The organism is Streptomyces sp. NPDC005435, assembly GCF_040703155.1.
Classification (GTDB): Bacteria; Actinomycetota; Actinomycetes; order Streptomycetales; family Streptomycetaceae; genus Streptomyces.
The window spans coordinates 110,828-137,398 of record NZ_JBEXEQ010000009.1 but is presented as its reverse complement, the minus strand read 5'-3'; the positions used below and the strand labels follow the sequence as shown (position 1 = coordinate 137,398).

The window sequence follows — 26,571 nt, the reverse complement described above, 5'->3', positions numbered from 1 at the left end:
AGCATGAGTTCTCACGAACGTGGTTACAGATGACTGCACCTGCTGAAGTGAGGGTCGGGCCATGTTCTACAACCTGCTCAAGTACGTCGTGCTGGGGCCGCTGCTCAGAGTGCTGTTCCGGCCGCGGATCGAGGGGCTGGAGAACGTTCCCGCGTCGGGGGCGGCGATCGTCGCCGGGAATCATCTGTCGTTCTCGGACCATTTTCTGATGCCGGCGATCCTCAGGCGGCGGATCACGTTCCTGGCGAAGGCCGAGTACTTCACCGGGCCCGGGCTCAAGGGACGCCTGACCGCGTTCTTCTTCCGGAGTGCGGGGCAGATCCCGGTGGACCGGTCGGGCAAGGAGGCGGGGCAGGCGGCGATCCGGGAGGGGCTCCGGGTACTGGGACGCGGTGAGCTGCTGGGGATCTATCCGGAGGGCACGCGGTCGCACGACGGGCGGCTGTACAAGGGCAAGGTCGGGGTGGCGGTGATGGCGCTGAAGGCGGGCGTCCCGGTCGTGCCCTGCGCGATGATCGGCACCTTCGAGGCACAGCCGCCCGGCCGCAAGCTCCCCCGGCTGCGGCCGGTGGGCATCCGGTTCGGCAAGCCGATGGACTTCTCCCGCTTCGCGGGGATGGAGGGCGAGCGGGCGGTGCTGCGGGCGGTCACGGACGAGATCATGTACGAGATCCTCGCGCTGTCCGGGCAGGAGTACGTCGACGAGTACGCGGCCGTCGTGAAGGAAGGCAAGGGCGAGCGCCAGCGCCGCTTCCCACGCGCTCCGCTCAGCTGACCTGCGCTTCGGCCCGCTTCCGCTGTCGGCGGACTCCGCTCTCGGCGCAAGCACGCGTCAGCGGCGCCACGCCCGGTCAAGATCGCCGCATGAAGCGAGCTGTGGTGATCGGTGGGAACGGTCAGATCGGGCGTCCCGTGGTGGACGCCCTGGTCCGGGACGGATGGGAGGTGACGGCCGCGACGCGGAGCGGTGGCCGGAGCGCGGCGTGGGACGAGGGGGTGCGGGCGGTCCCGCTGGACCGTGCCGACGACGCGGCGCTCGGCGCCGTGGTGGGCGACGGCTGCGATCTGGTGGTCGACCTGGTGGGCTACGACACCGTCCACGCACGGCAGTTGACCGCTCTGGCGGACCGGGTCGGCTCGGCCGTGGTGATATCCACCGTGGCGGTGTACGCGGACGACGCCGGGCGCGGCTTCGACACCATGGACGACGTGGACGGCTGTCCGGACTTCCCGGTGCCGATCCCGGAGACCCAGGCGACGGTACGCCCCGGGGAGGCGACCTACGCCACGCGCAAGTCGGCCCTGGAACGTGAACTCCTCACCGACGAGGCCGGGTTGCCGGTGACCGTACTGCGGCCGGGCTCGGTGCACGGACCGTACAGCCGGCTCCCCCGCGAGCTGTACTTCGTGAAGCGCAATCTCGACGGGCGCCGCACGCGCGTCCTCGCGTTCCGTGGCGAGTCCCGGTTCCATCCCGCGAGCGCCCTGAACGTCGCCGAGTTGGTCCGGCTGGCGGCCGCCCGGCCCGGGACACGGGTGCTCAACGCGTGTGATCCGCAGGCGCCGACGGCCGAGGAGATCGGGGCCGCCGTCGACTCGGTCATGGGGGTGAAGACGGAGACGACACGGCTCGACGGACCGCCGCGCGAGGGCTCCGTCGGTCTGACCCCCTGGTCGGGGCCCCGGCCGATCGTGTGCGACATGTCCGCCGCCGAACGGGAGTTGGGCTACCGGCCGGTGGTGTCGTACGAGGACAGCCTGCCGGAGACGGTGGAGTGGCTGACGGCCGAACTGCGCGCCGGTGGCTGGACCGAGCGCTTCCCGCTCCTCGCGGGGGCGTACCCGGAACTCTTCGACTACGCGGCGGAAGACGCCCTGTTGGGGACATGAGAAGAGGGGCGGCCGGAAGGCTTCCGGCCGCCCCTCCCCGTCGTACCGGGTGTTACGGCTTCGGCGTCGCGTGCGGGGCGCACGTCACGTCGGAGCGGTCCAGCCGGCCCGTGAGCAGGTAGGCGTCCACCCGCTCGTTGATGCACGGGTTGGTCAGGCCGGTCACGCCGTGCGAGCCCGCGTCCCGCTCGGTGATGAGACGCGAGTTCTTGAAGCGCTTGTGCAGCGAGACGGCGCCCTCGTACGGGGTGGCGGCGTCACGCTTGGACTGCACGATCAGGACCGGCGGAAGACCGTGGTGCGTCGTGACCTCGACCGGCGTGTGCTGCTTGGCCGGCCAGGTGGCGCAGGGCAGGTTCATCCAGGCGTTGGCCCAGGTCATGAACGGGTAGTCCTTGTTGAGCCGGGTGTTGTCCCGGTCCCAGGTCTTCCAGTCCGTCGGCCACTTGGCGTCGGCGCACTCCACGGCCGTGTAGACCGCGTTGCCGTTCTCCGAGGACGCGTTGCCCGCGGTGTCCGACAGGTCCGGCGCGGCCGCGTCGATCAGCGCCTGGGTGTCGCCGGCGACGTACTTGCTGAACACCGTGGCGACCGGCACCCACGACGAGTCGTAGTACGGCGCGCTCTGGAAGAAGCCGATCAGCTCGGCCGGGCCGACGACCCCGCCCAGCGGCTGCTTCTTGGCGGTCGCGCGCAGCTTCAGCCACTTGTCCTGGACGGCGGCGCGGGTGGTGCCGAGGTGGAAGGCGGCGTCGTTGGCGGCGACCCAGTCCTCCCAGTCCTTCCAGCGGCCCTCGAACGCGATGTCCTGGTTCAGGTTGGCCTGGTACCAGATGTTGTCGCGGTCCGGGTTGACCACGCTGTCCACGATCATGCGGCGCAGGTGGCCCGGGAAGAGGGTGCCGTAGACGGCGCCGAGGTAGGTGCCGTACGAGACGCCGAGGTAGTTCAGCTTCTTCTCACCGAGCGCGGCGCGGATGACGTCCAGGTCGCGCGCGGTGTTCGGCGTGGTCATCTGCGGCAGCATCGCACCGCTGCGCTCGCCGCAGCCCTCGGCGTACTCGCGGGCCAGCTTGCGCTGGGCACGCTTGTCGGCCTCGGTGCCGGGCACCGGGTCCGCCTTGGGAGCCTTGACGAACTCCTGCGGGTCGACGCAGGAGATGGGCGCCGAGTGGCCGACACCGCGCGGGTCGAAGCCCACGAAGTCGTAGGCCTTGGAGACGTTCGTCCACAGCGGGTTCTTGCCGGTGACGCGCGTCGGGAAGCGCATCCCGGAGCCGCCGGGGCCGCCCGGGTTGTAGACCAGCGCGCCCTGACGGTCCTTCTTGGTACCGGTGTTGCCGATGCGGTCCACGGCGAGCTTGATCTGCTTGCCGTGGGGGTGGGCGTAGTCGACGGGCACAGTGACCCAGCCGCACTGGATGGGCTTGGCGAGCCCCCAGTCGGCGGGGCAGTCCTGCCAGTCGATGCCCTGGTGGGCGGCGCGGGCGGCCGCGATCGCGGCGCCGAGCGCCTCACGGTCCTGCCCGTGCCGGCTGTCGGCGGAGGCGGCGGGTGCCGCCACCGCCCCGGCTATCAGGCTTGCGACGAGTGTTCCGGCCGAACCGAGCGCCAGAACCAGGTTCTTTCTGTTCTCCCTCAAGGAGCCCCTCCCCGTGCCTGATGGACATATTCAGGCGGGGATCCTTTCGGCTGTGAGCCGTCTGAGAACAGAGTTTGCGGATCTTCTTTACCAATCCGATAAACGGATCACCGCATACCGGTGAGCGAGCGGCTCTACGCCAGCTCCGCCAGCGCCTCGTCCAGCCGCCTCCGCAGGGCCAGCGCGTCGGGGGCGACGGCGCTGACGAGGACGGCGGGACCGGCGAGCGGCATCAGCGCCGCACCCTCCCCCAGCAGCCGGGCCTCGGGCCGCTCCTGAGCGAACTCGGGTCGTACGACGACCAGTTGGCCTACGGCGCGCATGCCGCCGAGGACCGCGGGACCGTCCCAGCCGCCCGGCGCTCCGGGGCCGCAGGACAGCTCCTGATCGAGGACGGTGGTGTCCGCGATCCGTACGGTGAGGCGGCTGGTGAGTCTGCCGGGGTCCTCCCCCACCCGGCCGAGCACCTGCTCCTCGCGCAGCACCAGCCGTGCGCCCGGGGCGAGTTGGGCCCGGGTGGTGACATGGAGCTCGCTTCCGGCGGCCGAGATCAGCTGTTCGGGGAGCCAGTGCAGCTCGCCGCCGGCGGCGACGTCCAGGCGTACGTCGTAGTGCGCCTCGTGCTTGGTCTGGCCCGGCAGGGCGATGGTGGCGGCGGCCGAGCCCAGGTGCAGCCGGGCGCCCTCTCCGGCCTCGGCCTGCACGGTGAAGTGGTCGCCGCCGAGCGGTCCGCTCATCGCGCCGACGAGCAGGACGCGCGCCTCTCCCCCGTGCGCGCGGGTGCGCCGGAGCGCCAGCGGGCCGTCGCCGTCCAGGACCGGGAGCGCGGTGCCGCCGCGTCCGTCGGCGCGGGCGGAGATGCGGGCGTGGGCGCGAACGCCGTTCGCACGGAGGCTGGTTGGAGCCAAGCGGGTCGCCACCCCCGTCACGCCGTCCACGCCGCCAGCCGCCCCCGCACCCACTCCGCCACGTCCGCGACCCCCGCCTCCGTGCGCAACGACTGGAAGACGACGGGCAGTTCGGCGCGCTGTGCCTTCGCGTCGGCGGCCATCCGGGCGAGGTCGGAGCCGACGTACGGCGCGAGGTCGGTCTTGTTGACGACCAGCAGGTCGGCGGTGGTGACCCCGGGGCCGCCCTTGCGCGGGATGTCGTCGCCGCCCGCGACGTCGATCACGAAGACCTGCGCGTCCACGAGCCCCTTGGAGAAGGTGGCGGTGAGGTTGTCGCCGCCGGACTCGACGAGGATCAGGTCCAGCGGTCCGACCGCGTCCTCCAGGTCCTCCACGGCTTCGAGGTTGGCGGAGATGTCGTCGCGGATCGCGGTGTGCGGGCAGGCGCCGGTCTCCACGGCGGTGATCCGCTCGGGTGGCAACACGGCCTCCCTGAGCAGGAATTCGGCGTCCTCGCGGGTGTAGATGTCGTTGGTGACGACGGCGAGCGACAGCTCGTCGCGCAGCGCCCGGCACAGCGCGGCGACGGTCGCGGTCTTGCCGGACCCGACGGGACCGCCGAGCCCGATGCGCAGCGCCCGCCGCGCGCCGTCGGGCCGGTGCGCGTCGGCGCTGACGGCGGCGGGGCCGGTGTGGGTGTGGTCGAGGTGCATGAGCGGCTCCAAGTTCGGTGCGGGGTGAGGCGCTAGGAGGCGAAGAGACGTACCGGCCAGGCCGCGTGCCACTCCGCGCCGGTCTCCAGCAGGGGTGCCGAGGCGGCGGGCAGCGCGTCGGTGCCCTCGGTCAGGGCCCGACGGGCCGCCTCCGTCGCGCGGTCCACCACGCGGTCCAGCTCCGGTGCCAGCCGGGCCAGTACGCCGGTCGCGTCGAAGGGGTCGAGGCTCAGCAGGCGCACGGTGGCCGTCGCGGGGCCGCTGACGCTCTCGTACGCGGCGCAGTACGCGGCGTCCTCGGGCGCGAGACCGGCGGCGCGGGCGGTGAGCCCGAGGACGACCGGCTGATGCGCGCCCTTGGGGAACTCGGCCGCCAGCGCGTCGAGTTCGGGGGACGGCCAGGTGGCACGGGCGGCCCGCGTCAGCTGACGGCCCAGTCGGCGCGCGGCGGTGCGCAGCGCGGGCGACGGCGTACGGGCATCCGCAGCCGCGTCCAACTCCCGTGCGGACAGCCCGAGTACGGCCGCCGCCGCGAGCGCAGCCGCGACCAGCCCGGAGGTGTGCAGCCGTCCCCGGCAGAACTCCTCCAGGCTCGCGGCCGAGGTGATGCGGCCGGCCTTGACGGCGGCCTCCGCCCCGCCGGAGTGGGCGTGCCCTCCGGCGGGGAAGCGGCCGTCGGCCAGGACGAGCAGTGCGGCCCTGGACATCAGAAGAGGAAGTAACGCTGGGCCATGGGCAGTTCGGCCGCCGGAGTCGCCTCGACCAGTTCGCCGTCGATGTGCACGGCGAAGCTGTCGGGGTCGATCCGTACGTCCGGCATGGCGTCGTTCTCGCGCAGGTCGGCCTTGGTGACCGCGCGGGTGGACTCGATGGCCACGAACCGCTTGCCGAGCCCGAGGCGTTCGGGCAGCCCGTCCTCGATCGCCAACTGGGCCACGAAGTTGACCGAGTTGGACGCGGGGGCGCGCCCGATCGCGCCGTACATCGGGCGGGGCAGCACCGGCTGCGGGGTCGGGATGGACGCGTTGGCGTCGCCCATCTGCGCGTAGGCGATCTGGCCGCCCTTGAGGACGAGCAGCGGCTTGACGCCGAAGAACGCGGGCTCCCACAGCACCAGGTCGGCCAGCTTGCCGGTCTCCACCGAGCCGATCTCGGCGGCCAGGCCCTGGGCGAGCGCCGGGTTGATCGTGTACTTGGCGACGTAGCGCCGTACCCGGTGGTTGTCGGCGCGGCCGTCGCCGGGGAGCGCCCCGCGCCTGCCCTTCATCACGTGCGCGGTCTGCCAGGTGCGCAGGATCACCTCGCCGACGCGGCCCATAGCCTGGGAGTCGGAGGAGATGATCGAGATCGCGCCGAGGTCGTGGAGGATGTCCTCCGCGCCGATGGTGGACGGCCGGATGCGGGACTCGGCGAAGGCGAGGTCCTCGGGGACGGCGGGGTTCAAGTGGTGGCAGACCATCAGCATGTCGAGGTGTTCCTCGGCGGTGTTGACGGTGAACGGCCGGGTCGGATTGGTCGAGCTGGGCAGCACGTTGGGCTGCGAGACGACCGTCATGATGTCGGGTGCGTGCCCGCCGCCCGCGCCCTCGGTGTGGTACGAGTGGATGCCCCGGCCCGCGATGGCGGCGAGGGTGTCGCCCACGAACCCGGCCTCGTTGAGGGTGTCGGTGTGGATGGCGACCTGGATGCCGGTGCGGTCGGCCACGGTGAGGGCCGCGTCGATGACGGCCGGGGTGGAGCCCCAGTCCTCGTGCAGCTTGAGGCCGACGGCGCCGCCGCGGATCTGGGAGAGCATCGCGTCGTGCGAGACGGTGTTGCCCTTGCCGAGGAAGCCGACGTTGACGGGGTAGGCCTCCATCGCCTCCAGCATCCGGGCCAGGTGCCAGGGGCCGGGGGTGACGGTGGTGGCCTTGGAGCCCTCGGCGGGGCCGGTGCCGCCGCCGACGAGCGTGGTGACGCCGGAGGCCAGCGCCTCGTCGGCGATCTGCGGGCAGATGAAGTGGACGTGCGCGTCGATGGCGCCCGCCGTGAGGATGCGGCCGTTGCCCGCGATGACCTCGGTCTCGGGGCCGATGACGAGGTCGGGGTGGACGCCGTCCATGGTGTCCGGGTTGCCGGCCTTGCCGATGCCGGTGATGCGGCCGTCGCGGATGCCGACGTCGGCCTTGATCACGCCCCAGTGGTCCACGACGACGACACCGGTGATCACGGTGTCGGGGGTGCCGTCGGCGCGGGTCGCCCGGGACTGGCCCATGGACTCGCGGATGACCTTGCCGCCGCCGAACACCGCCTCGTCGCCGGAGCGGCCGGGGCCGCCGGAGCGGTCCTCCTCGATCTCGATCAGCAGATCGGTGTCGGCGAGCCGGATGCGGTCGCCGGTGGTGGGGCCGAACAGGTCGGCGTACGCGGCGCGGGAGATCTCAGGCATCGAGGGCGCCTCCGGTCTCGCCGCGCAGTCCGGGGACGATCCGGGCGCCGGTGAGCGGGACGAGTTCGACCTCGACGGGGATGCCGGGCTCGAAGCGGACGGCCGTGCCGGCGGCGACGTTCAGCCGCTTGCCGTGCGCCTGGGGCCGGTCGAACGCCAGGCCGGGGTTGGCCTCGGCGAAGTGGTAGTGGGAGCCGACCTGGACGGGCCGGTCAGCGGCGTTGAGCACGGTGAGCCGGGTGATCTCGCGGCCCTCGTTGCAGACGATCGGCTCGTCCGCGAACAGCGTCTCTCCGGGAATCATCGCGGCGCCCCTCAGACGATCGGCTCGTGGACGGTGACGAGCTTGGTGCCGTCCGGGAAGGTCGCCTCGACCTGCACGTCGTGGATCATCTCGGGCACGCCCGCCATGACGTCGTCCCTGGTGAGGACCTTGCGTCCGGAGGACATCAGCTCGGCGACGGTGCGGCCGTCGCGGGCGCCCTCCAGGATGTGCGACGTGATGAGCGCGATGGCCTCGGGGTGGTTCAGCTTCAGTCCTCGGGCCCGGCGCCGCTCGGCGACGTCCGCCGCGACATGGATCAGCAGCCGCTCTTGCTCGTGCGGGGTCAGTTGCACGTCCCACCTCACAGTCCTCGCTCCGGACCGTGCGGGGCCCGGTTGCCGCCGCCACCTCGTGGCTCCGCCGGCTCGGCCGGAAAAGCCCTGGTGACGTGGAGGGGAAGGCTAGTTCGCGAGCGTTTCGGCGAGGTTAACCGGCGCGGCTCCGGCGCGCCCCCCGGCACCCTACGACGCCCCCGGCCCCCGGTGCTCCGCCGCGATCCCGAACCGCTGCCGCACCCCGGCACCGCCCTCATGCACCCGCGACACCGAACTGACGACCCGCTCCTGCTCCGCCGCGTCCAGCGCCTCCAGCCGCTCCAGATCGGCGGCGGACACCAACGCGACGAGCGGCTTCCCATGCCGGGTCACCACCACCCGCTCCCCGCCGTACACCACCCGGTTGATCAGATCCGCCAGCTCAGCCCTGGCTTGCGTCACCGGAATCTCATAGGCCATGGGGCAAGTCTAGGCGCCGCCCGAAATGGTCCCGGGATTCCCCGGTGCACCCCGTGCGGGCCGTGCAGGTGCCGATCACCTCAACACCGCTCGGGCGGAACCAGCATGACTGACCGTCAAGGCAGCGCAGCGACCCGTACGTCCTGTACATTTTTTACAGAAGCGAGGGCCATCACCGGTCCATTCGTCAGGAGGGGTACGCCCATGTCCCGTTCGTCCGCCCGTTACGTCCTGCCCGAGTTCACCGAGCGTTCCGGGACGGGGCAGATGCGCACGCTGGATCCGTATTCGAAGCTGTTCGAGGGGCGGATCGTGTTTCTGGGGACGGTGTTGGACGACACGGCGGCGGCGGATGTGATCGGGCAGCTGATGCAGCTGGAGCACACGGCGCCGGAGCGGGAGATCACGCTGTATCTGAACAGCCCGGGGGGCTCGTTCCACGCGATGACCGCCGTGTACGACACGATGCGGTACGTCTCGTGCGACGTGGCGACCTACTGCCTCGGCCAGGTCGCCTCCGCCCCGGCGGTGCTGCTCGCGGCGGGGACGCCGGGGAAGCGGTTCGTGCTGCCCGGGGCGCGGGTCGTGCTGGAGCAGCCCACGCTGGGCGAACCCGTGCACGGGCAGCCGAGCGATCTGCTCATCCAGGCCGGAGAGCTGGCGCGGACGCGGGCGCTGATGGAGGAGATGCTCGTCCGGCACACCGGGCGGGACGCCGGGCGCGTGCACGCCGATCTGGAGCGGGAGCTGGTGCTGGACGCGCGGGACGCCGTCGCGTACGGGCTCGCCGACGAGGTCGTCCAGCGCCGCGCCCCCGGCACCCGGTGAGCGCGCCGTGCTGCCGGAGCTTCCGCCGCTGCCCGCCCTGACCCGCGCCGAGGGCGACCTGATCGACCGTTATCTGGAGGTCGCCGAGCTGCTGGGGCGGATCAACCCCGCCCGCCAGGAGGACACGTACCGCGGTCTGCGGGCCGCCCAGGCCCTCGTGCGCAAGGCGACAGAGCTGCGGGACGCGCTCACGCTGATGCACCAGCGGGGCGAGACGGAGCTGCACGGGAGCACGCTGGCACGCGCGCTCCGGGTGCTGGACGGCGAACGCCGTACCGCGCGGGTCGTGCTCCCCCCGGACGACGGGAAGTGACCCGACGCGCCGGAATACCCCCGCCCTTCCATCGGGCCGGCACACCCCCCGGCCCCACCCCCGCCACGCTCCCGCCCGACCACGGCACCCGGCCCGGACACCCGGCACCCCCGCCGGCCCCCGCGTGTCGAGCACTCCTCCACTCGGGGAGCCGAAACGGGCCGAACGTGGTACCGCCGACCGTGGTATCTCCGGGCACGTTTCCGCGGCCTCCGACTTGCGCAGCGTACGGTTCACGGGGGCGCGAAAGACCTCGCGTCCCAGGTCCGGGGCTACGCCCGGGGACTGACGGAAGTTCGAGAACGGGACTGTCCACCCGAACGGGTGAGTGGTGAGTAACACCACAAACCGCCGATTCCATTGGGATTTTCCGTCAGTAGTACGTGAAGATCCCTGTCTGACGACAAGCCCCCGCCACAGCGGCGGGGCGGTCCGGGCGGACGCCGAGTCCTGCCGCCGCCCGGATGACCGGTCGACAGGAGTGCATCGGCAGGAGTGGAGGACCCGAGCAAGACGGGTCGCCGGCACGGACGTTCGCGCACAGCGGGCGGCCGTACCGAGTGGCCCTTGGGGTGAAGCCGTGGCGACACGGCCGGGCAACTTCGCCAGCCCGAATCCGACAGGTCATCCTTCACAGGCGGCTGACGAAGGGTTGCGCATGACTGCGCTCAATCGTGTCCCGTCGCTGATGGCCCGGGCCGGAACCGCCTCGGCCCTCACCCTGGCCGCCGTGGGCGGCTCGATCGCGGTACCGGGGCTGGCCACCGAGGCCTCCGCCGCGACCACCGCGACGAAGGCGCTCCAGGTCGCGGCGTCCAAGAAGGGATCGCCGTACAGCTACGGGGCCACCGGACCGCGCCGGTTCGACTGCTCGGGGCTCACGCTCTACTCGTTCAAGAAGGCGGGCAAGAAGCTGCCCCGCACCGCCGCCCAGCAGTACAACAAGACGCACCACATCTCGGCCGGCCACCGCAAGGCGGGCGACCTGGTGTTCTTCCACTCGGGGTCCAGCGTCTACCACGTCGGGATCTACGCCGGGAAGGGCAAGATCTGGCACGCCCCGAAGACCGGGGACGTGGTGCGCCTGCAGAAGATCTGGACCAAGAGCGTCTGGTACGGCCGGGTGAACTGACCCGGTGTGAGCGCCGCCGCGGTCCCCGGAGCGGGGCCGCGGCTACGGCTCCTGACGCGCCGCCGCCGTCAGGGGCCCGGCCGGTGCCGTCCAGGGCAGCTCGACGGCGACCGTCTTGCCGCCCTCGCGGGTGGAGCGCACCCGGAGCCTGCCGCCGCACTCGGCGGTCAGGCACCGGATGATGACCATCCCGCGCCCGTTGTCCTGCTGCACGGCCGCCGGCAGCCGTCTGGGGAAGCGCGGGTGGCTGTCCGTCACCCCGATGCGCAGCCACTCGTCCCGCACCAGGACGAGGTCCACGGTGAAGGTGGGCGACTGCCCGAAGGTGTGCTGCACGGCGTTGGTGGCCAGCTCGGAGACGATGAGCCGTACGGTGTCGGCCGCCTCGGTGTCCGACGGCAGCCCCCATCCCGCCAGCACGCCGAGGACATAGGTGCGGGCCGTGGCGACCGAGGCGGGCTCGCTCGGCAGAGTGACGGATGCTTCCAGATGGTCTGCCATGGCGACGTCGTCCCTTTCCACGCTGGGCGGTCAGCCTGCCACCACCGGACCGGCCCGGGGCACCAACCCCCGATATATGCACATATCTATCGCCCGATGCGGTGAACTCTGCGACGCGAGAACGGATTTGAGGCTGTCGACGCGCTCCGGCGCACAACCGGCTCACTCCCGCCCCCGCGGCGCCTGCGGCCGGGTCTCGCCGATCACCCGCACCGCGCGCGCGATCTCCTCCCCGGTCAGGTCCGCCCGTGCCGTCAGCCGCAGCCGGGAGACCCCGTCCGGCACGGACGGCGGCCGGAAGCAGCCCACGGCGAGCCCGGCGGCACGGCAGCGGGCCGCCCACTCGACGGCGTCGGACGCGGAGGGGGCGCGTACGGAGACCACGGCGGCGTCGGGGCGTACCGCGTCCAGCCCCTCGGCGGTCAGCCGCGTGTGCAGCTCGGCGGCGACCGCGCGGGCCCGCACCGCCCGTCCGGGCTCGCGGCGCAGCAGCCGCAGCGCGGCGAGGGCGGCGCCTGCGGAGGCGGGGGCGAGGCCGGTGTCGAAGATGAACGTACGGGCCGTGTTCACCAGGTGGGCGATGACCCGCTCCGGGCCGAGCACCACGCCGCCCTGGCTGCCGAGCGACTTGGAGAGGGTGGCCGTGGCCACCACGTCACCGGCGCCCGCGAGTCCGGCGGCGTGCGGCGCGCCCCGGCCGCCGTCGCCGAGGACGCCGAGCCCGTGGGCGTCGTCCACGACCAGACCGACGCCGTGCGCCCGGCAGGCGGCCGCGAGGGCGCCCAGCGGGGCCGCGTCGCCGTCCACGGAGAACACCGTGTCGGAGACGGCGACGGCTGCGCCCCGGTGGGTGCCGAGCGCCTTGTCCACGGCCTCGGGATCGGCGTGCGCGACGACCTGGGTGGCGCCCCGGGCGAGCCGGCAGCCGTCGATGAGCGAGGCGTGGTTGCCCGCGTCGGAGACGATCAGCGAGCCGTGCGGGGCGAGCGCGGTGACGGCGGCGAGGTTGGCGGCGTACCCGGAGGAGAAGACCAGGGCCGCCTCGAAGCCGCAGAAGGCGGCGAGTTCGCGCTCCAGGTCGGCGTGCAGCTCGGTGGTGCCGGTGACCAGACGGGAGCCGGTGGAGCCGCCTCCCCAGGCGCGGGCGGCGCGTACGGCGCCCTCGACGGTCTCGGGGTGGCGGGCGAGGCCCAGGTAGTCGTTGCTCGCGAGGTCGAGCAGCGGGGAGTCGGACGGGCGGGGGCGCAGGGTGCGTACCAGTCCGGCGCGGCGGCGGGCCCCGGCCTCCTCGTCGATCCAGCCGAACGCCATGGGTCCTCCGGTGCTTTTGTAGGTAGCGGACAGACACTAGCGGCCCGGATGGCCGCCCATGATGTGGCAATACCCACACTCCGAACGCCGTCTCTTGTGTGAAGTCTCCTTGGCCCGGGGCGGTGCCGTAGGACAGGATCGGGCCCCATGGACCTCCTGAACACGCTGGTGGACAAGGGACTTCGGCGCGAGACGCCGACACGCGCCGAGGCGCTCGCCGTGCTGGCCACCACCGACGACGACCTGCTCGACGTGGTGGCGGCGGCCGGACGGGTGCGCCGGCACTGGTTCGGGCGGCGGGTGAAACTCAACTATCTGGTCAACCTCAAGTCCGGCCTGTGCCCGGAGGACTGCTCCTACTGCTCGCAGCGGCTGGGCTCCACGGCGGGCATCCTGAAGTACTCCTGGCTGAAGCCGGACCAGGCCTCCGAGGCGGCGGCCGCCGGGCTCGCCGGGGGCGCCAAGCGGGTGTGCCTGGTGGCGTCGGGGCGCGGGCCGACGGACCGGGACGTGGACCGGGTCTCGGAGACCATCAAGGCGATCAAGGACCAGAACGAGGGCGTGGAGGTGTGCGCCTGTCTGGGCCTGCTCTCCGACGGCCAGGCGGAGCGGCTGCGGGCTGCGGGCGCCGACGCCTACAACCACAACCTCAACACCTCCGAGGCGACCTACGGCGACATCACCACCACCCACACGTACGCCGACCGGGTGGACACGGTGCACAAGGCGCACGCGGCGGGGCTCTCGGCCTGCTCGGGGCTGATCGCGGGCATGGGTGAGCGCGACGAGGACCTGGTGGACGTGGTGTTCGCGCTGCGCGAGCTGGACCCTGACTCCGTTCCGGTGAACTTCCTGATCCCGTTCGAGGGAACTCCGCTGGCCAAGGAGTGGAACCTCACCCCGCAGCGCTGTCTGCGCATTCTGGCGATGGTCCGCTTCGTCTGCCCGGACGTGGAGGTGCGCATCGCGGGCGGCCGCGAGGTCCATCTGCGCTCGCTCCAGCCGCTCGCGCTGCACCTCGCCAACTCGATCTTCCTCGGCGACTACCTCACCAGCGAGGGCCAGGCGGGCAGGGCCGACCTGGAGATGATCGCGGACGCCGGGTTCGAGGTGGAGGGCGCGGACGAGGTGACGCTGCCGGAGCACCGGGTGGCGGACGGCTGTGGTCCGGGCGGTTCCGGGGAGGGGGGCTGCGGCTCGCACGGCGCGTGCGGTACGGCGGAATCCGCACCGGCGGAGGCCAAAACCCCGGCCCAGGCGACGGCCCCGGCCGACACCAAGCCCGCTGTCGACACCCCCCGCCCCGACCTCGTCGCCGTACGCCGCCGGGGTGCCGGAACGGACCTCGCGCCCAATGCCTGACCTCGACACGGCCGGGCCGTCGGGGCTTGGTACCGCCGGGCCGGCCGGCCTCGGTACCGCCGAGCTGCTGGACCTCGACCGGCGGCACGTCTGGCACCCGTACGGTCCGATGCCGGGCCGCGCCGAACCGCTCGTCGTGGAGTCGGCGAGCGGGGTCCGGCTGCGACTGGCGGACGGCGGCGGGGAGTTGGTCGACGGGATGTCGTCCTGGTGGTCGGCGATCCACGGCTACCGGCACCCGGTGCTGGACGCGGCGGCGCGGGAACAGCTGGGGCGGATGAGCCATGTGATGTTCGGCGGGCTCACGCACGAGCCCGCCGTACGGCTGGCGAAGCTCCTTGTCGACATGTCACCCGAGGGGCTTGAGCACGTCTTCCTCGCGGACTCCGGCTCGGTGTCCGTCGAGGTGGCCGTCAAGATGTGCCTCCAGTACTGGCGCTCGCTCGGCCGCCCGGCCAAGCGGCGGCTGCTGACCTGGCGCGGCGGCTACCACGGCGACACCTGGCACCCGATGTCGGTGTGCGACCCGGAGGGCGGGATGCACGGACTGTGGTCCGGGGCCCTGCCGCGCCAGGTGTTCGCGGACGCGCCGCCCGCCGCGTACGAGGAGTCGTACGCGGAGCATCTGCGCACGCTGATCGAGCGGCACGCGGACGAACTGGCCGCCGTGATCGTGGAGCCGGTGGTGCAGGGCGCGGGCGGGATGCGGTTCCACTCCCCCGCGTATCTGCGGGTGCTGCGCGAGGCGTGCGACGCGCACGGCGTGCTGCTGGTGTTCGACGAGATCGCCACCGGCTTCGGGCGCACGGGTGCGCTGTTCGCGGCGGAGCACGCGGGGGTGAGCCCGGATGTGATGTGCGTGGGCAAGGCGCTGACCGGCGGTTATCTGACGATGGCGGCGACGCTGTGCACCGCGCGGGTGGCGGACGGCATCTCGCGCGGCGAGGTGCCGGTGCTGGCGCACGGGCCGACCTTCATGGGCAATCCGCTCGCCGCCCATGTGGCCTGCGCCTCCGTCGAGTTGCTGCTCGGCCAGGACTGGCGGGCGGAGGTCCAGCGGATCGAGACCGGTCTGCGCGACGGCCTGGCCCAGGCGGCGGAGCTGCCCGGCGTACGGGACGTGCGGGTGCTCGGCGCCATCGGGGTGGTCCAGCTCGATCACGAGGTGGACATGGCGGCGGCCACCAGGGCCGCCGTGCGGGAGGGCGTGTGGCTGCGCCCGTTCCGCGATCTGGTCTACACGATGCCGCCGTACGTCACGGACGACGCGGACCTGGCACGGATCGCGCGCGCGGTGTGCGCCGCCGCGCGGGAGGGATGACATGCCGGTACTGGTGATCACGGGCACGGGCACGGAGGTCGGCAAGACGGTCACGACCGCCGCCGTCGCCGCGGCCGCGCTCGCGGCGGGACGTTCGGTGGCCGTACTGAAGGCCGCGCAGACGGGTGTACGGCCCGGCGAGCGCGGGGACGCCGACGAGGTGGCCCGGCTCGCGGGCCCGGTCGCCGCGTCCGAACTCGCCCGCTATCCCGAGCCGTTGGCGCCGGGTACGGCGGCCCGGCGGGCCGGTATGGCTCCGGTGCGGCCGCAGGAGGTGGCCGAGGCGGCGGCCAAGCTGGCCACCGAGCACGATCTGGTGCTGGTGGAGGGCGCGGGCGGGCTGCTCGTACGGTTCGACACGGCCGGCGGCACCCTGGCGGACGCGGCGGTGCTGCTGGGGGCGCCGGTCCTGGTGGTGGCTCCGGCGGGTCTGGGGACGCTGAACTCCACGGAGCTGACGGCTCGTGAACTACGACTGCGTCAGCTGGAGTTGATCGGCGTGGTGATCGGCTCCTGGCCCAAGGACCCGGATCTGGCCGCCCGTTGCAATGTGGCCGACCTGCCGGACGTGGCCGGGGCTCCGCTGCTCGGGGCGATCCCGGCCGGGGCGGGTGCGCTGTCGCCCGCCGACTTCCGTGCCACGGCGCCGAGTTGGCTGTCGGCACGGCTGGGCGGGGAGTGGGACGCGGGGGCCTTCCGGGAACGGCAGGCGGCGTTCTAGGCCCCGCGTCCGGGGCGTGTCCACAACGCGTCCGGGGGCGTGTCCACCAGGAGGCCCAAGTCTTCGCGAAGAAGGCCCATTGTCTTCGCGAGGACGGGACATTCCGCGCCTCCTCGGGAAGAATCGCCGTAGAGGCGGGACCGTTCCCCGGGAGGCTGCGATGCGACTGTCCGCGACCCGCTCCGGCCGGGCGGCGAAGCCCGGCGCCGTCCACCACCCCCTGTTCGCCCGCTGCTACGCCCATCTCAGCGAGAACGCGGACACCCGGCTGGGCCTGGCCGGACTGCGGGAGCGGCTGCTCGCCGGGCTCTCCGGGCGGGTGATCGAGATCGGCGCGGGCAACGGGCTGAACTTCGCCCGGTATCCGGCGGCCGTCTCGGAGGTCGTGGCGATCGAACCCGAGCCGCTGCTCAGGCGGTTGGCCCTCCAGGCCGCGCTGCGGGCGGACGTGCCGGTGGACGTCGTACCGGGGACGGCGGAGGCGCTGCCGGTGAAGAGCGAGTCGTTCGACGCGGCCGTGCTGTGCCTGGTGCTGTGCAGTGTGCGGGACGTGGGACGGGCGCTGGCGGAGGTGCGGCGGGTGCTCAAGCCCGGCGGCGAGGTCCGGTTCCTGGAGCACGGGCAAGGCGGTGGGCGCGTGATGCGGTCGGCCCAGCGCGCTCTGGACCGCACGGTGTGGCCCCGCCTGGCCGGGGGCTGCCATCTGTCGCGGGACCCGCTGTCGGCGCTGCGGGAGGCGGGCTTCACCGTCGGGCCGTACCAGCGGGTGAGCCTCCCGGACCGGGGGCCGCGGCTGCCGTGGTCCTTCGGGGTGCTGGGCACGGCGCGGCGCCCGGGGCCGGCGACGTAGCGTCGGGCGGCCCACCCGGACGGCGCCCCGTCCTGAAGGCACCCCACCCGGAAGGCGCAGCGGCCCGCCTGGCGCGGCGGGGCTCGCGGCCCGTCGCGGCGCGGCCACCGGGCCCGCGCGCCGGGGGCTTCCACGCGAAGGTTCCCCCTGATCCCCCCTGCCACAGCGGCCGTAAAGCGGAGCGGATGTGGGGCGGGTCACACTAGGCTCGGCTGGGGCAGCGAGAGTCGGTCTAGGTGACCTGGAGGCGGTCTTGTTCACATCTGCCGAGGAGAACGTGCCGGGGGCCGAGCCGGGGCAGGGCACCGCGGCCCGGGCGCGCGGGCTGACCAAGGCGTACGGCTCGGGCGAGACCGCCGTCATCGCCCTGGACTCGGTCGACGTGGACATCACGCGCGGCCGTTTCACCGCCGTGATGGGCCCCTCCGGCTCGGGCAAGTCCACGCTGATGCACTGTCTGGCGGGGCTCGACACCGTCTCGGCCGGTCAGGTGTGGCTCGGGGACACCGAGATCACGGGGCTGAAGGACAAGGAGCTGACCCGGCTGCGGCGCGACCGGATCGGGTTCATGTTCCAGTCGTTCAATCTGATCCCGACGCTGAACGCGGCCGAGAACATCACGCTGCCGATGGACATCGCGGGCCGTAAGCCGGACGAGAAGTGGCTGGACCAGGTGATCGACACCCTGGGGCTGCGCGGCCGGCTCAAGCACCGGCCCTCGCAGCTCTCGGGCGGTCAGCAGCAGCGGGTGGCCTGTGCGCGGGCGCTGGCCTCGCAGCCGGAGCTGATCTTCGCCGACGAGCCGACCGGAAACCTGGACTCGCGGGCCGGGCTGGAAGTGCTGGGCTTTCTGCGCAGGGCGGTGGACGAGCTGGGCCAGACCGTCGTGATGGTCACCCACGACCCGGGCGCCGCCGCCCACTCCGACCAGGTGCTCTTCCTCGCCGACGGCCGGATCGTGGACCGGATGGAGCGGCCGACGGCGGACGCGGTGCTGGAGCGGATGAAGGCGTTCGACATCGTGCGGGGCCGGATCGGCGACGACGCCGTGGCGCAGGAGGACTGATCCGGTGCTCAAGGCGACGCTGAGAAGCTTCCTCGCGCACAAGGGACGCCTCGCGCTGTCCGCGCTGGCCGTGCTGCTGTCCGTGGCGTTCGTCGCGGGCAGCCTGATCTTCTCCGACACGGTGAGCCGGACCTTCGACCGGCTCTTCGCCTCGACGGCGGCCGATGTGACGGTGAGCCCGAAGGAGGACCTGCGCTCCCCGGTGCCGGGCGGCACCGTGCAGACCCTCCCGGCCGCGCTGCGGGACAAGGTGGCCGGGGTGCCCGGGGTGGCGAAGGCCCACGCGGACGTGTCGGTGCAGAACGTCGTGGTGGTCGACAGCCGCAACAAGTCGGTGGGCCCGACGACCGGCGCCCCCACCATCGCCATGGCCTGGTACCTCACCGACCGCAGCCCGGTCGAGCTGACCTCGGGTCACGCCCCGCGCGGCGCGGGCGAGGCGCTGCTCGACGCGGACACCGCGGGCAAGAAGCACGTACGGGTCGGGGACACGCTCACCGTGCAGGCGCAGCCGGGCACCTTCAAGGTCCGGGTCGTCGGCATCGCCACGTTCACCACGACCAACCCCGGCGCGGCCCTGGTCTTCCTGGACCCGGCGGTGGCCGCGCGCGAGCTGCTGGGCTCGGACACCCGGGCCACCGCCATCTCGGTGGACGCGGCCCCGGGCGTCGACGACAAGGTGCTCAAGAGCCGGGTGGCGACGGCGGTCGGGCCCGGGAACTACGACCTGAAGACCGCCGGTGAGCAGGCCAAGTCGGCCGCGGCGAACCTCGGCGGCTTCCTCGACGTGATCAAGTACGTCATGCTGGGCTTCGCCGGGATCGCCGTCCTGGTGGGCATCTTCCTCATCGTCAACACCTTCTCGATGCTGATCGCGCAGCGCACCCGTGAGCTGGGGCTGCTGCGGGCGCTGGGCGCCGACCGGCGGCAGGTGCGCCGCTCGGTGCTCCTGGAGGCGCTGCTGCTCGGTGTGGTCGGCTCGACGCTGGGGCTCGCGGCCGGGATCGGGCTTGCCTTCGGGCTGATCCGGCTGATGAGCGCGTTCGGGATGAACCTCAAGGCCACCGAGATGGTGATCGGCTGGGGCACCCCGGTCGCGGCGTACGCGGTCGGCGTGGGCGTCACCTTCGTCGCCGCGTATCTGCCCGCGCGGCGCGCGGCGACGGTCTCCCCGATGGCCGCGCTCTCGGACGCCGAGATCGCGGGCATCGACAAGCCGCTGACCGCGCGGGCGATCGCGGGCGGAGTCGTCGGCGTGGCCGGTGCGGCGGCGCTGGCCGGGTGCGTGGCGTCGGACAAGGCCGGTACGGCGGCCTCGCTGCTCGGGCTCGGCGTGGTGCTGACGCTGATCGCGACGGTGGTCGCCGGGCCGCTCCTCGTACGGCCGGTGATCCGGGTGCTCGGCGCGGCCTTCCCGGCGCTGTTCGGCTCGGTGGGCCGGATGAGCCAGCGCAACGCGCTGCGCAATCCGCGCCGTACGGGCGCCACGGCGGCGGCGCTGATGGTGGGTCTGGCACTGGTCGGCGGGATGTCGGTGGCGAGCGCGTCGATGTCGGCGTCGTTCGACCGGCAGATCGACCGCACGCTGGGCGCCGACTATGTCGTGCAGAGCCAGAACTTCACGCCGTTCACCAAGGAGGTCACCCACGCGGTCGAGGGCACCCCGGGTGTCGGTCTGGTCGTCCAGCAGCGGCTGACCCCGCTCGCGCTGCGGCTGCCGGACGGCAAGCGGGTGGAGACGGCGGCCGCCGGATACGGCCCGCATCTCGACCAGGTCGCCCATCTGGCCTACACCCAGGGCGGGACGGCGGCCGCGCTGGCGGACGGGCACCTCGCGATGGACGCCGGGTTCGCGAAGGACCACCGGGTGAAGGTCGGCAGCGTGCTCCCGGTGGAGTTCCCGGGCGGCAGGCGGGCCGCCCTCACGGTCGGCGCGCTCACCAACCTGGACACGGGTGAGGGCTTCGGCACCCAGGGCGGTGTCTTCCTCGGCCTCGGCACGCTGGAGAGGTACGTGCCGGGCGGCCAGGACTCCTCCCTGTACGTCAACGCCTCTCCCGGTACCGACGCGAGCGCGCTGCGCGGCGCGCTGGACTCCTCCCTCAAGCCGTTCCCGCAGGTCCAGGTGCGCGACCAGGCCGACTACAAGAAGCTGGTCCACGACCAGATCTCCGTCCTGCTCTACCTGGTCTACGCGCTGCTCGGCCTCGCCATCGTCATCGCCGTCCTCGGCGTGGTGAACACGCTCGCGCTCTCGGTGGTCGAGCGCACCCGTGAGATCGGGCTGCTGCGCGCGATCGGGCTCAGCAGGCGGCAGCTGCGCCGGATGATCCGTCTGGAGTCCGTGGTGATCGCGGTCTTCGGCGCGGTCCTCGGGCTCGCGCTCGGACTGGTCTGGGGCGTGTGCGGCCAGCAGGTCCTGGCCCTGCGCGGGCTGAAGGAACTGGCCGTCCCCTGGGGCACGATCGTCGCCGTGGTGATCGGCGCGGCGGTGGTCGGCGTGGTCGCGGCCCTGCTCCCGGCGCTGCGCGCGTCGCGGATGAACGTGCTGGCGGCCATCGCGCACGAGTGAGCCACGCGTTCGGCCCCGGCCGGGCGCGGGGCGTGGTGGAATCACCGGGTCAGCTCAACCTGCCCCAGGTACAGGAGAGTTCATGCCGCGTCCGTTCCGGTTCGGAGTCAACATGCTCACCCCGTCGCCCGCCGCCGAGTGGCGGGCGAGGTGCCGGCGGGCCGAGGAGCTGGGGTACGACGTGCTCCTGGTCCCGGACCATCTGGGCATGGTCGCGCCGTTCCCGGCGCTGGTGGCGGCAGCGGCGGTGACCGAGCGGCCCCGGCTCGGCACGCTGGTGCTCAACGCGGGGCTGTGGAACCCGACGCTGCTGGCCCGCGAGGTCGCCACCACGGACGCGCTGACCGACGGCCGCCTGGAACTGGGCCTCGGCACCGGGTACGTACGCGCCGAGCACGAGCGCGCCGGACTGCCGTTCGGCGCCCCTCAGGAACGGGCGGACCAGCTGCGCCGCACGGTGGAGGAGCTGGAGCGGCTGCTCGGCTCCGGCGAGGCGGGCTTCCGGCCCGCGCAGGACCGGGTGCCGCTGCTGATCGGCGGCGACAGCGAGCGCACGCTGCCGCTGGGCGTGGCGCACGCGGACACCATCGGCTTCACCGGGGCACGGATGGTGGGCGGGCAGATGCGCGCGATCCCGCCGAAGGAGGTGGCCGAGCGGGTGGCCCGCTACGAGGAGCTGGCGGCGGACCGTGCCGTACCGGCGGAGCGGAACCTGCTGATCCAGACCGTCGCCGTCACCGACGATCCCGCCGCCGCGCTCGCCCCGCTGCTGGAGTGGCAGCCGGGGCTGACCCTGGAGGAGGCGCTGGAGCTGCCCGTCGTCCTGGTCGGCTCGCTGGACGAGGTCGTGGCGAAGGTGCTCGCGCTGCGGGAGCGGTACGGATTCTCGTATCTGACCGTGCTGGACCCGTACCTGGAGGTGTTCGCGCCGGTGCTGGAGCGGGTGCGGGCGGCGGACGTATGAGCCCGGCGCGGCGGACCTCTGAGCCGGGGCTCGACAGACCTCTAGGCCATTCGGGGTTTTCCTTCCGTTTCGGCACGGTATAGATGCTTCCGTACCGCGTGACCCGCACGGGGTGCGCCCGGGCGCGGTGTGGAGCCCGTACGGCCCGGACGCGGCCGTACGTCTTGCGGGCGGCCCGGCGCTCGCGCGCCCAGGGGCCGCCGGGCGCCCCCGCGACCGCCTTCCGGAAGAGGGATGCGCCATGACGACAGACACCGGCGACGGGCAGGTCGGCTTCGCCGATCTCGAACTGGCCCCCGAGATCGTGGGGGCGCTGACCGCGCTCGGCTACGAGGAGCCCACCCCGATCCAGCAGGAGGCGATCCCGCCTCTCCTCCAGGGGCACGACCTGCTGGGGCAGGCGGCGACGGGCACCGGCAAGACCGCCGCGTTCGCGCTGCCGCTGATCCAGCGCCTCGCGCGCGACGGCAAGCGCGGCGCGGGCCCCTCCGCACTGGTGCTGACGCCGACCCGCGAACTGGCCATCCAGGTGTCGGAGGCGGTCCACCGCTACGGCACCGACCTGGGCGTACGCGTCCTGCCGGTCTACGGCGGCCAGCCCATCGGACGCCAGCTGCGCGAACTGCAGCGGGGCGTGGACGTGGTGGTGGCGACCCCGGGGCGGGCGCTCGACCACATCGCGCGGGGCACGCTCAAGCTGGACGACCTGCGCACGGTCGTCCTGGACGAAGCCGACGAGATGCTGGACATGGGCTTCTCCGAGGACATCGACGCGATCCTGGAGCACATGCCCGAGGAGCGGCAGACGGTGCTGTTCTCGGCGACGATGCCCGCACGGATCGACTCCATGGCGCGCAAGCACCTCAGCGACCCGGTCCGGGTGCGCATCGAGCGGGAGGCTCCCGCGCCGGGCGAGGCACCCCGGGTGCGCGAGTCGGCGTACGTCGTGGCGCGCAACCAGAAGCCGGCCGCGCTGGGGCGGCTCCTCGACGTGGAGTCGCCGGAGGCGGCGATCGTGTTCTGCCGCACCCGTGACCAGGTGGACCAGCTCTCCGAGACGCTGAACGGCCGCGGCTACCGCGCCGAGGCCCTGCACGGCGGGCTCAGCCAGGAGCAGCGGGACCGGGTCATGGGGCGGCTGCGCAACGGTACGGCGGACCTGCTGGTGGCGACCGACGTCGCGGCGCGCGGTATCGACGTGGAGCATCTGACGCACGTGATCAACTACGACGTGCCGTCGGCGCCGGAGTCGTACGTCCACCGGATCGGACGCGTCGGCCGCGCGGGCCGCGAGGGCGTGGCGATCACGCTTGCGGAGCCGCGCGAGTCCCGGATGCTCAAGACGATCGAGCGGGTGACCGGGCGGAAGGTCCCGCTGGAGAAGGTGCCGTCGGTCGCGGACCTGCGGGCCCGGCGCCTGGAGCTGACCCGGGCGGCGCTGCACGAGAGTCTGCTCGACGACGAGGACCTGGAGCGGTTCCGGGTGGTGGTGGAGACCCTCGGGGACGAGTTCGACGTGATGGACGTGGCGCTGGCGGCGGTGAAGCTGGCGCACGAGTCGAGCGGGGCCGCGTTCGACGAGGAGGAGATCCCCGAGCTGGCGCCGAGGGACGACCGGGACCGCGGCCGGGACCGGGGCCGCGACCGGGGCGCGCGTGGCCCCCGGGGCCCCCGGCGTTCCTCGCCGGGCATGACGCGGCTGTTCGTGGGCGCCGGGCGCAGCGCGGGCATCCGGCCGCAGGACCTGGTGGGCGCCATCGCCGGGGAGTCGCGGCTGAGCGGGCGGGACATCGGCTCGATCGAGATCGCCGACCGCTTCTCGCTGGTGGAGGTGCCCGACGACGCGGCGGAGGACGTCATCCACGCGCTGCGGGGTGCCTCGATCAAGGGGCGCCGGGCGCAGGTGCGGCGGGAGCGGGAGCAGCAGCGCTGAGCCGAGGGGGGCGGTGGGGAAATCCCCTGGCCCGGCCGGACGGCGTTCTGGTTGGGTCGGGGGGCATGAGCGATCTTCAGATCAGGTCCGCCGCCGTCCCCGACATCGACTCCGTCCTGGAGTTCTGGCGGGGGTCGGCGGAGGGCACCAGCATCAGCGACGACCGGGACGGCGTGGCCCGGCTCATCGCGACGGACCCCGAGGCGCTGCTGCTCGCGGAGCGCGAGGGGGTGCTCGTGGGCACGGTCATCGCCGGTTTCGACGGCTGGCGCTGCTCGGCGTACCGCCTCGCCGTGCACCCCGGCCACCGCCGCCAGGGCATCGCGAGCGCGCTCCTGGACGCGGCGGAGCGGCGGTTCGCCGCGCTCGGCGGGCGCCGGGCGGACGCGATGGTGCTGGTGCGCAACGAGACGGCCCACCATGCCTGGGGCGCGGCGGGGTACGCGCCCGAGGAGCACTGGCGCCGCTGGGTGAAGCCGCTGACGTCGTGAGGCCGGCAGAGCCCGCCCACACGGACGCTTTGCGTTTCCTTTACCCTTGAGGTGCCATCCGGTCCTCGACGAAAGGTTGTGAGCGTCCGCCCATGGGCGAGCCTCCCAGTACGCGACATCGCGCGTTCCGCGCCCCCGTGACCGATCATGGGACGGGGGTGACCCGATGACCGAAGTGCTGCTTCTTCTGGTGGCGGTCCTGCTGTCGCTCGCCTGTGGTGCCTTCGTGGCGGCCGAGTTCTCGCTGACCACGGTCGAGCGCGGCGAGCTGGAGCGGGCCGCCGCGCGCGGCGAACGCGGTGCCTCCGGCGCGCTGAAGGCCGTACGCAGTCTGACCTTCCAGCTCTCCGGCGCGCAGCTCGGCATCACCGTGACCAACCTGGTGGTCGGCATGCTCGCCGAGCCGTCGATCGCCAAGCTCCTTTCGGGGCCGTTCCGGGCGATGGGCCTGTCGGCGACCACCGCGAGTTCGGTCGCGCTGGTGCTCGGTACGGCCCTTTCGACGGTGTTCCTGATGGTCGTCGGCGAGCTGGTGCCGAAGAACTGGGCGATCTCCTCGCCGCTGGCCGTGGCCAAGCGGGTGGGGACGCCGCAGCGGTGGTTCAGCAACGCCTTCCGCCCCTTCATCACCCATCTGAACAACACCGCCAACCGTGTGGTGCGCCGCTTCGGCCTGGAACCCGCGGAGGAGCTGGCCTCGGCGCGCGGACCGCAGGAACTGGTGGCGCTGGCCCGGCACTCGGCGAAGCAGGGCGCCCTTGAGGCGGACACCGCCGAGCTGTTCGTGCGCACGCTGAACCTGGCCGACCTCACGGCGGAGAACGTGATGACGCCCCGCGTGCAGGTCGTCGCCCTGGACACCCAGGCGACCTGCGAGGACGTGGCGAACGCGACCCGCGCGACCGGTCTTTCGCGCTTCCCGGTGTACCGGGGCGGTCTGGACGCGGTGGTCGGCGTCGCGCACATCAAGGACGTGCTCGCGGTGCCCGCCGAGGACCGGCCGGTGCGCTCGGTCACCCAGATCATGCGCGACCCCCTGCTCGTACCGGAGTCCCTGACCGTGGACCGGCTCCTGGACCGGCTGTCCGGCCGCCGCACCATGGCCGTCGTCATCGACGAGTACGGCGGTACGGCGGGCGTCGCGACACTGGAGGACATCGTCGAGGAGGTCGTCGGCGAGGTCCGCGACGAGCACGACCCGCACGAGACGCCCGACCTCGCGCCCGACGGCAGCGACGACGAGGGGCGCCTGGTGTACGCGGCGGACGGCGCCGCCCGCACCGACCAGCTCGCGAGCGTCGGGCTGCGGGTGCCCGAGGGGCCGTACGAGACGCTGGCCGGCCTCGTCGCGACCCGGCTCGGCCGGATACCCGAGACCGGGGACCGGATCGAGGTCGCCGGCTGGCGGCTGGACGTCACGGACGCCTCCGGGCACCGGGCCGCGCGGGTGCGGCTGCACGCGCCGTGGGGCACGGTCCGGGACGGGGCGGAGCAGGGCGGCACGGGACAGGGCGGCGCCGGGCAGGGTGGCGCGGAGCACGGTGAGCGGACCGAGGGGGCGCGATGACCGCCGTACAGCTGTTGATCGGACTGGCGACCCTGGTCGTCAACGCCTTCTTCGTGGGCGCCGAGTTCGCGCTGATCTCGGTGCGGCGCTCGCAGGTCGAGCCGCTGGCCCAGGAGGGCGACAAGCGGGCCCGGCGGGTGCTGTGGGGCCTGGAGCACGTCTCCGCGCTGCTCGCGGCGGCCCAGCTCGGCATCACCCTGTGCACGCTGGTCCTCGGCGTGGTCGCCGAGCCGGCGATCGCGCATCTGCTGGAGCCGGTGTTCCACGCGGCCGGGGTGCCCTCCAGTGCGGGGCACGTGGTGTCGTTCGTCATCGCGCTGACCCTGGCGACGTATCTGCACATGCTGCTAGGCGAGATGGTCCCGAAGAACATCGCGCTCGCGGAGCCGGTGCGCTCGGCGCTGCTGCTCGGCCCGCCCCTGGTGGCCCTGTCCAAGGCGCTCCGCCCCGTCATCTTCACCATCAACGCCTTCGCCAACGGGCTGCTGAAGCTCCTCCGCGTCGAGGCCAAGGACGAGGTGTCGGCCACCTTCACCGACACCGAACTCGCCGAGATCGTCAAGGACGCGAGCGAGGCGGGCCTGATCGACGACCGCGCCCAGGAACGCCTCCACGACGCCCTGGAACTGGGCAGCCGCCCGGTCCGCGACGTGGTCGTCCCCCTGGAACGCGTCGTCTACGCCCGCGTCGGCATCACCCCGGAACAGCTCGAACGCCTCTCCGCGGAGTCCGGCTTCTCCCGCTTCCCCGTCGTGGACGACGGCCGCCGCATCGTCGGCTACCTCCACGTCAAGGACGCCCTGGACGCCTCCCCGCGCGACATGCCCTTCCCCCTCCGCGACATGCGCCCCATCGCCCGCGTCCGCGAGAGCGGCCCCCTGGACGACGTGCTCACCGCGATGCGCGGAAGCCGGACGCATGTGGCGGCGGTGATCGGCGAGGACGGCCGGCTGGCCGGGCTGGTGACCATGGAGGACGTACTGCGGGAGCTGTTCGGCCAGACGGCGTGACGCCTCC

Annotated in this window: 26 protein-coding genes and 1 riboswitch; of the genes, 16 read left to right on the top strand and 10 right to left on the bottom strand. The window is 73.0% G+C overall.

Annotated elements, in window-relative coordinates; all coding sequences use genetic code 11:
• The first annotated feature begins 61 nt into the window (after window positions 1–61).
• Together AB0898_RS13695 and AB0898_RS13690 are read left to right on the top strand one after the other, a co-directional pair.
• Window positions 62–775 carry a lysophospholipid acyltransferase family protein gene (locus AB0898_RS13695; RefSeq protein WP_366803082.1) on the top strand — a complete coding sequence of 238 codons (714 nt, stop codon included), beginning with the start codon at window positions 62–64 and terminating at the stop codon, window positions 773–775.
• A gap of 89 nt (window positions 776–864) precedes the next feature.
• Window positions 865–1,890 carry an NAD(P)-dependent oxidoreductase gene (locus AB0898_RS13690; protein ID WP_366803081.1) on the top strand — a complete coding sequence of 342 codons (1,026 nt, stop codon included), beginning with the start codon at window positions 865–867 and terminating at the stop codon, window positions 1,888–1,890.
• A gap of 52 nt (window positions 1,891–1,942) precedes the next feature.
• Here AB0898_RS13690 and AB0898_RS13685 read toward each other — a convergent pair whose 3' ends face one another.
• The 8 genes from AB0898_RS13685 to AB0898_RS13650 form a co-directional block, all read right to left on the bottom strand.
• The gene (locus AB0898_RS13685) at window positions 1,943–3,532 is read right to left on the bottom strand and encodes an alpha/beta hydrolase (RefSeq protein WP_366803080.1); all 1,590 of its coding nucleotides are present in this window, start codon (window positions 3,530–3,532) and stop codon (window positions 1,943–1,945) included.
• Between the two features lie 134 nt (window positions 3,533–3,666).
• Complete coding sequence (locus tag AB0898_RS13680) at window positions 3,667–4,440, bottom strand: urease accessory protein UreD (RefSeq protein WP_366803079.1); 774 nt, start codon at window positions 4,438–4,440, stop codon at window positions 3,667–3,669.
• A 17-nt stretch (window positions 4,441–4,457) separates the two neighbouring features.
• Window positions 4,458–5,135 carry an urease accessory protein UreG gene (gene ureG / locus AB0898_RS13675; protein WP_366803078.1) on the bottom strand — a complete coding sequence of 226 codons (678 nt, stop codon included), beginning with the start codon at window positions 5,133–5,135 and terminating at the stop codon, window positions 4,458–4,460.
• Between the two features lie 32 nt (window positions 5,136–5,167).
• Window positions 5,168–5,842, bottom strand: coding sequence for an urease accessory UreF family protein (locus AB0898_RS13670; protein ID WP_366803077.1), 675 nt, complete (start codon window positions 5,840–5,842; stop codon window positions 5,168–5,170).
• Window positions 5,842–7,563, bottom strand: coding sequence for an urease subunit alpha (locus AB0898_RS13665; protein ID WP_366803076.1), 1,722 nt, complete (start codon window positions 7,561–7,563; stop codon window positions 5,842–5,844). The genes AB0898_RS13670 and AB0898_RS13665 overlap by 1 nt, the downstream gene beginning before the upstream one ends.
• Complete coding sequence (locus AB0898_RS13660) at window positions 7,556–7,867, bottom strand: urease subunit beta (RefSeq protein ID WP_366803075.1); 312 nt, start codon at window positions 7,865–7,867, stop codon at window positions 7,556–7,558. Before AB0898_RS13660 ends, AB0898_RS13665 begins: the two co-directional genes overlap by 8 nt.
• 11 nt (window positions 7,868–7,878) lie before the next feature.
• On the bottom strand, window positions 7,879–8,181 hold the full coding sequence (locus AB0898_RS13655) for an urease subunit gamma (protein ID WP_018546660.1): 303 nt from the start codon (window positions 8,179–8,181) through the stop codon (window positions 7,879–7,881).
• 168 nt (window positions 8,182–8,349) lie between these two features.
• A complete protein-coding gene (locus tag AB0898_RS13650; protein WP_366803074.1) occupies window positions 8,350–8,622 on the bottom strand; it encodes a type II toxin-antitoxin system Phd/YefM family antitoxin in 273 nt (90 codons plus the stop codon).
• A 204-nt stretch (window positions 8,623–8,826) separates the two neighbouring features.
• Between AB0898_RS13650 and AB0898_RS13645 the strand changes: the two genes are divergently transcribed.
• From AB0898_RS13645 to AB0898_RS13635, 3 genes are all read left to right on the top strand, one after another.
• Window positions 8,827–9,450: an ATP-dependent Clp protease proteolytic subunit gene (locus AB0898_RS13645; RefSeq protein WP_366803073.1), complete on the top strand. Its 624-nt coding sequence runs from the start codon at window positions 8,827–8,829 to the stop codon at window positions 9,448–9,450.
• 7 nt (window positions 9,451–9,457) lie between these two features.
• Window positions 9,458–9,763 (top strand): hypothetical protein, encoded by a 306-nt coding sequence (locus tag AB0898_RS13640; protein WP_366803072.1) that lies wholly within the window; start codon window positions 9,458–9,460, stop codon window positions 9,761–9,763.
• A gap of 431 nt (window positions 9,764–10,194) precedes the next feature.
• Window positions 10,195–10,418, top strand: a riboswitch (cyclic di-AMP (ydaO/yuaA leader).
• A gap of 3 nt (window positions 10,419–10,421) precedes the next feature.
• A complete protein-coding gene (locus AB0898_RS13635) occupies window positions 10,422–10,895 on the top strand; it encodes a C40 family peptidase (protein WP_366803071.1) in 474 nt (157 codons plus the stop codon).
• A gap of 42 nt (window positions 10,896–10,937) precedes the next feature.
• On the opposite strand, the gene AB0898_RS13630 is transcribed toward AB0898_RS13635, so the two are convergent.
• Both AB0898_RS13630 and AB0898_RS13625 read right to left on the bottom strand, forming a co-directional pair.
• A complete protein-coding gene (locus tag AB0898_RS13630; protein ID WP_366803070.1) occupies window positions 10,938–11,396 on the bottom strand; it encodes an ATP-binding protein in 459 nt (152 codons plus the stop codon).
• 162 nt (window positions 11,397–11,558) lie between these two features.
• Window positions 11,559–12,707, bottom strand: a complete 1,149-nt coding sequence (locus AB0898_RS13625; RefSeq protein WP_366803069.1) for an 8-amino-7-oxononanoate synthase — start codon at window positions 12,705–12,707, stop codon at window positions 11,559–11,561.
• A 147-nt stretch (window positions 12,708–12,854) separates the two neighbouring features.
• Here AB0898_RS13625 and bioB point away from each other — a divergent pair, with 147 nt between their 5' ends.
• The 11 genes from bioB (at window position 12,855) to AB0898_RS13570 (ending at window position 26,564) form a co-directional block, all read left to right on the top strand.
• Window positions 12,855–14,069, top strand: coding sequence for a biotin synthase BioB (bioB, locus tag AB0898_RS13620; RefSeq protein WP_366803068.1), 1,215 nt, complete (start codon window positions 12,855–12,857; stop codon window positions 14,067–14,069).
• A 109-nt stretch (window positions 14,070–14,178) separates the two neighbouring features.
• Window positions 14,179–15,390: an adenosylmethionine--8-amino-7-oxononanoate transaminase gene (locus AB0898_RS13615; RefSeq protein WP_366803201.1), complete on the top strand. Its 1,212-nt coding sequence runs from the start codon at window positions 14,179–14,181 to the stop codon at window positions 15,388–15,390.
• Window position 15,391: 1 nt separating this feature from the next.
• Entirely contained in the window at window positions 15,392–16,111 is a 720-nt protein-coding gene (bioD, locus tag AB0898_RS13610) for a dethiobiotin synthase (protein WP_366803067.1), read from the top strand.
• 160 nt (window positions 16,112–16,271) lie between these two features.
• On the top strand, window positions 16,272–16,961 hold the full coding sequence (locus tag AB0898_RS13605; RefSeq protein ID WP_366803066.1) for a class I SAM-dependent methyltransferase: 690 nt from the start codon (window positions 16,272–16,274) through the stop codon (window positions 16,959–16,961).
• Between the two features lie 253 nt (window positions 16,962–17,214).
• Window positions 17,215–18,027, top strand: coding sequence for an ABC transporter ATP-binding protein (locus AB0898_RS13600; protein ID WP_366803065.1), 813 nt, complete (start codon window positions 17,215–17,217; stop codon window positions 18,025–18,027).
• A 4-nt stretch (window positions 18,028–18,031) separates the two neighbouring features.
• Window positions 18,032–20,599: an ABC transporter permease gene (locus AB0898_RS13595; RefSeq protein ID WP_366803064.1), complete on the top strand. Its 2,568-nt coding sequence runs from the start codon at window positions 18,032–18,034 to the stop codon at window positions 20,597–20,599.
• Window positions 20,600–20,681: 82 nt separating this feature from the next.
• The gene (locus AB0898_RS13590) at window positions 20,682–21,563 is read left to right on the top strand and encodes a TIGR03621 family F420-dependent LLM class oxidoreductase (protein WP_366803063.1); all 882 of its coding nucleotides are present in this window, start codon (window positions 20,682–20,684) and stop codon (window positions 21,561–21,563) included.
• 241 nt (window positions 21,564–21,804) lie between these two features.
• Entirely contained in the window at window positions 21,805–23,496 is a 1,692-nt protein-coding gene (locus AB0898_RS13585) for a DEAD/DEAH box helicase (RefSeq protein WP_366803062.1), read from the top strand.
• Window positions 23,497–23,561: 65 nt separating this feature from the next.
• Window positions 23,562–23,987, top strand: a complete 426-nt coding sequence (locus tag AB0898_RS13580) for a GNAT family N-acetyltransferase (protein WP_366803061.1) — start codon at window positions 23,562–23,564, stop codon at window positions 23,985–23,987.
• Window positions 23,988–24,153: 166 nt separating this feature from the next.
• Window positions 24,154–25,554: a hemolysin family protein gene (locus AB0898_RS13575; RefSeq protein WP_366803060.1), complete on the top strand. Its 1,401-nt coding sequence runs from the start codon at window positions 24,154–24,156 to the stop codon at window positions 25,552–25,554.
• A complete protein-coding gene (locus AB0898_RS13570; RefSeq protein ID WP_366803059.1) occupies window positions 25,551–26,564 on the top strand; it encodes a hemolysin family protein in 1,014 nt (337 codons plus the stop codon). Before AB0898_RS13575 ends, AB0898_RS13570 begins: the two co-directional genes overlap by 4 nt.
• Window positions 26,565–26,571 lie beyond the last annotated feature (7 nt).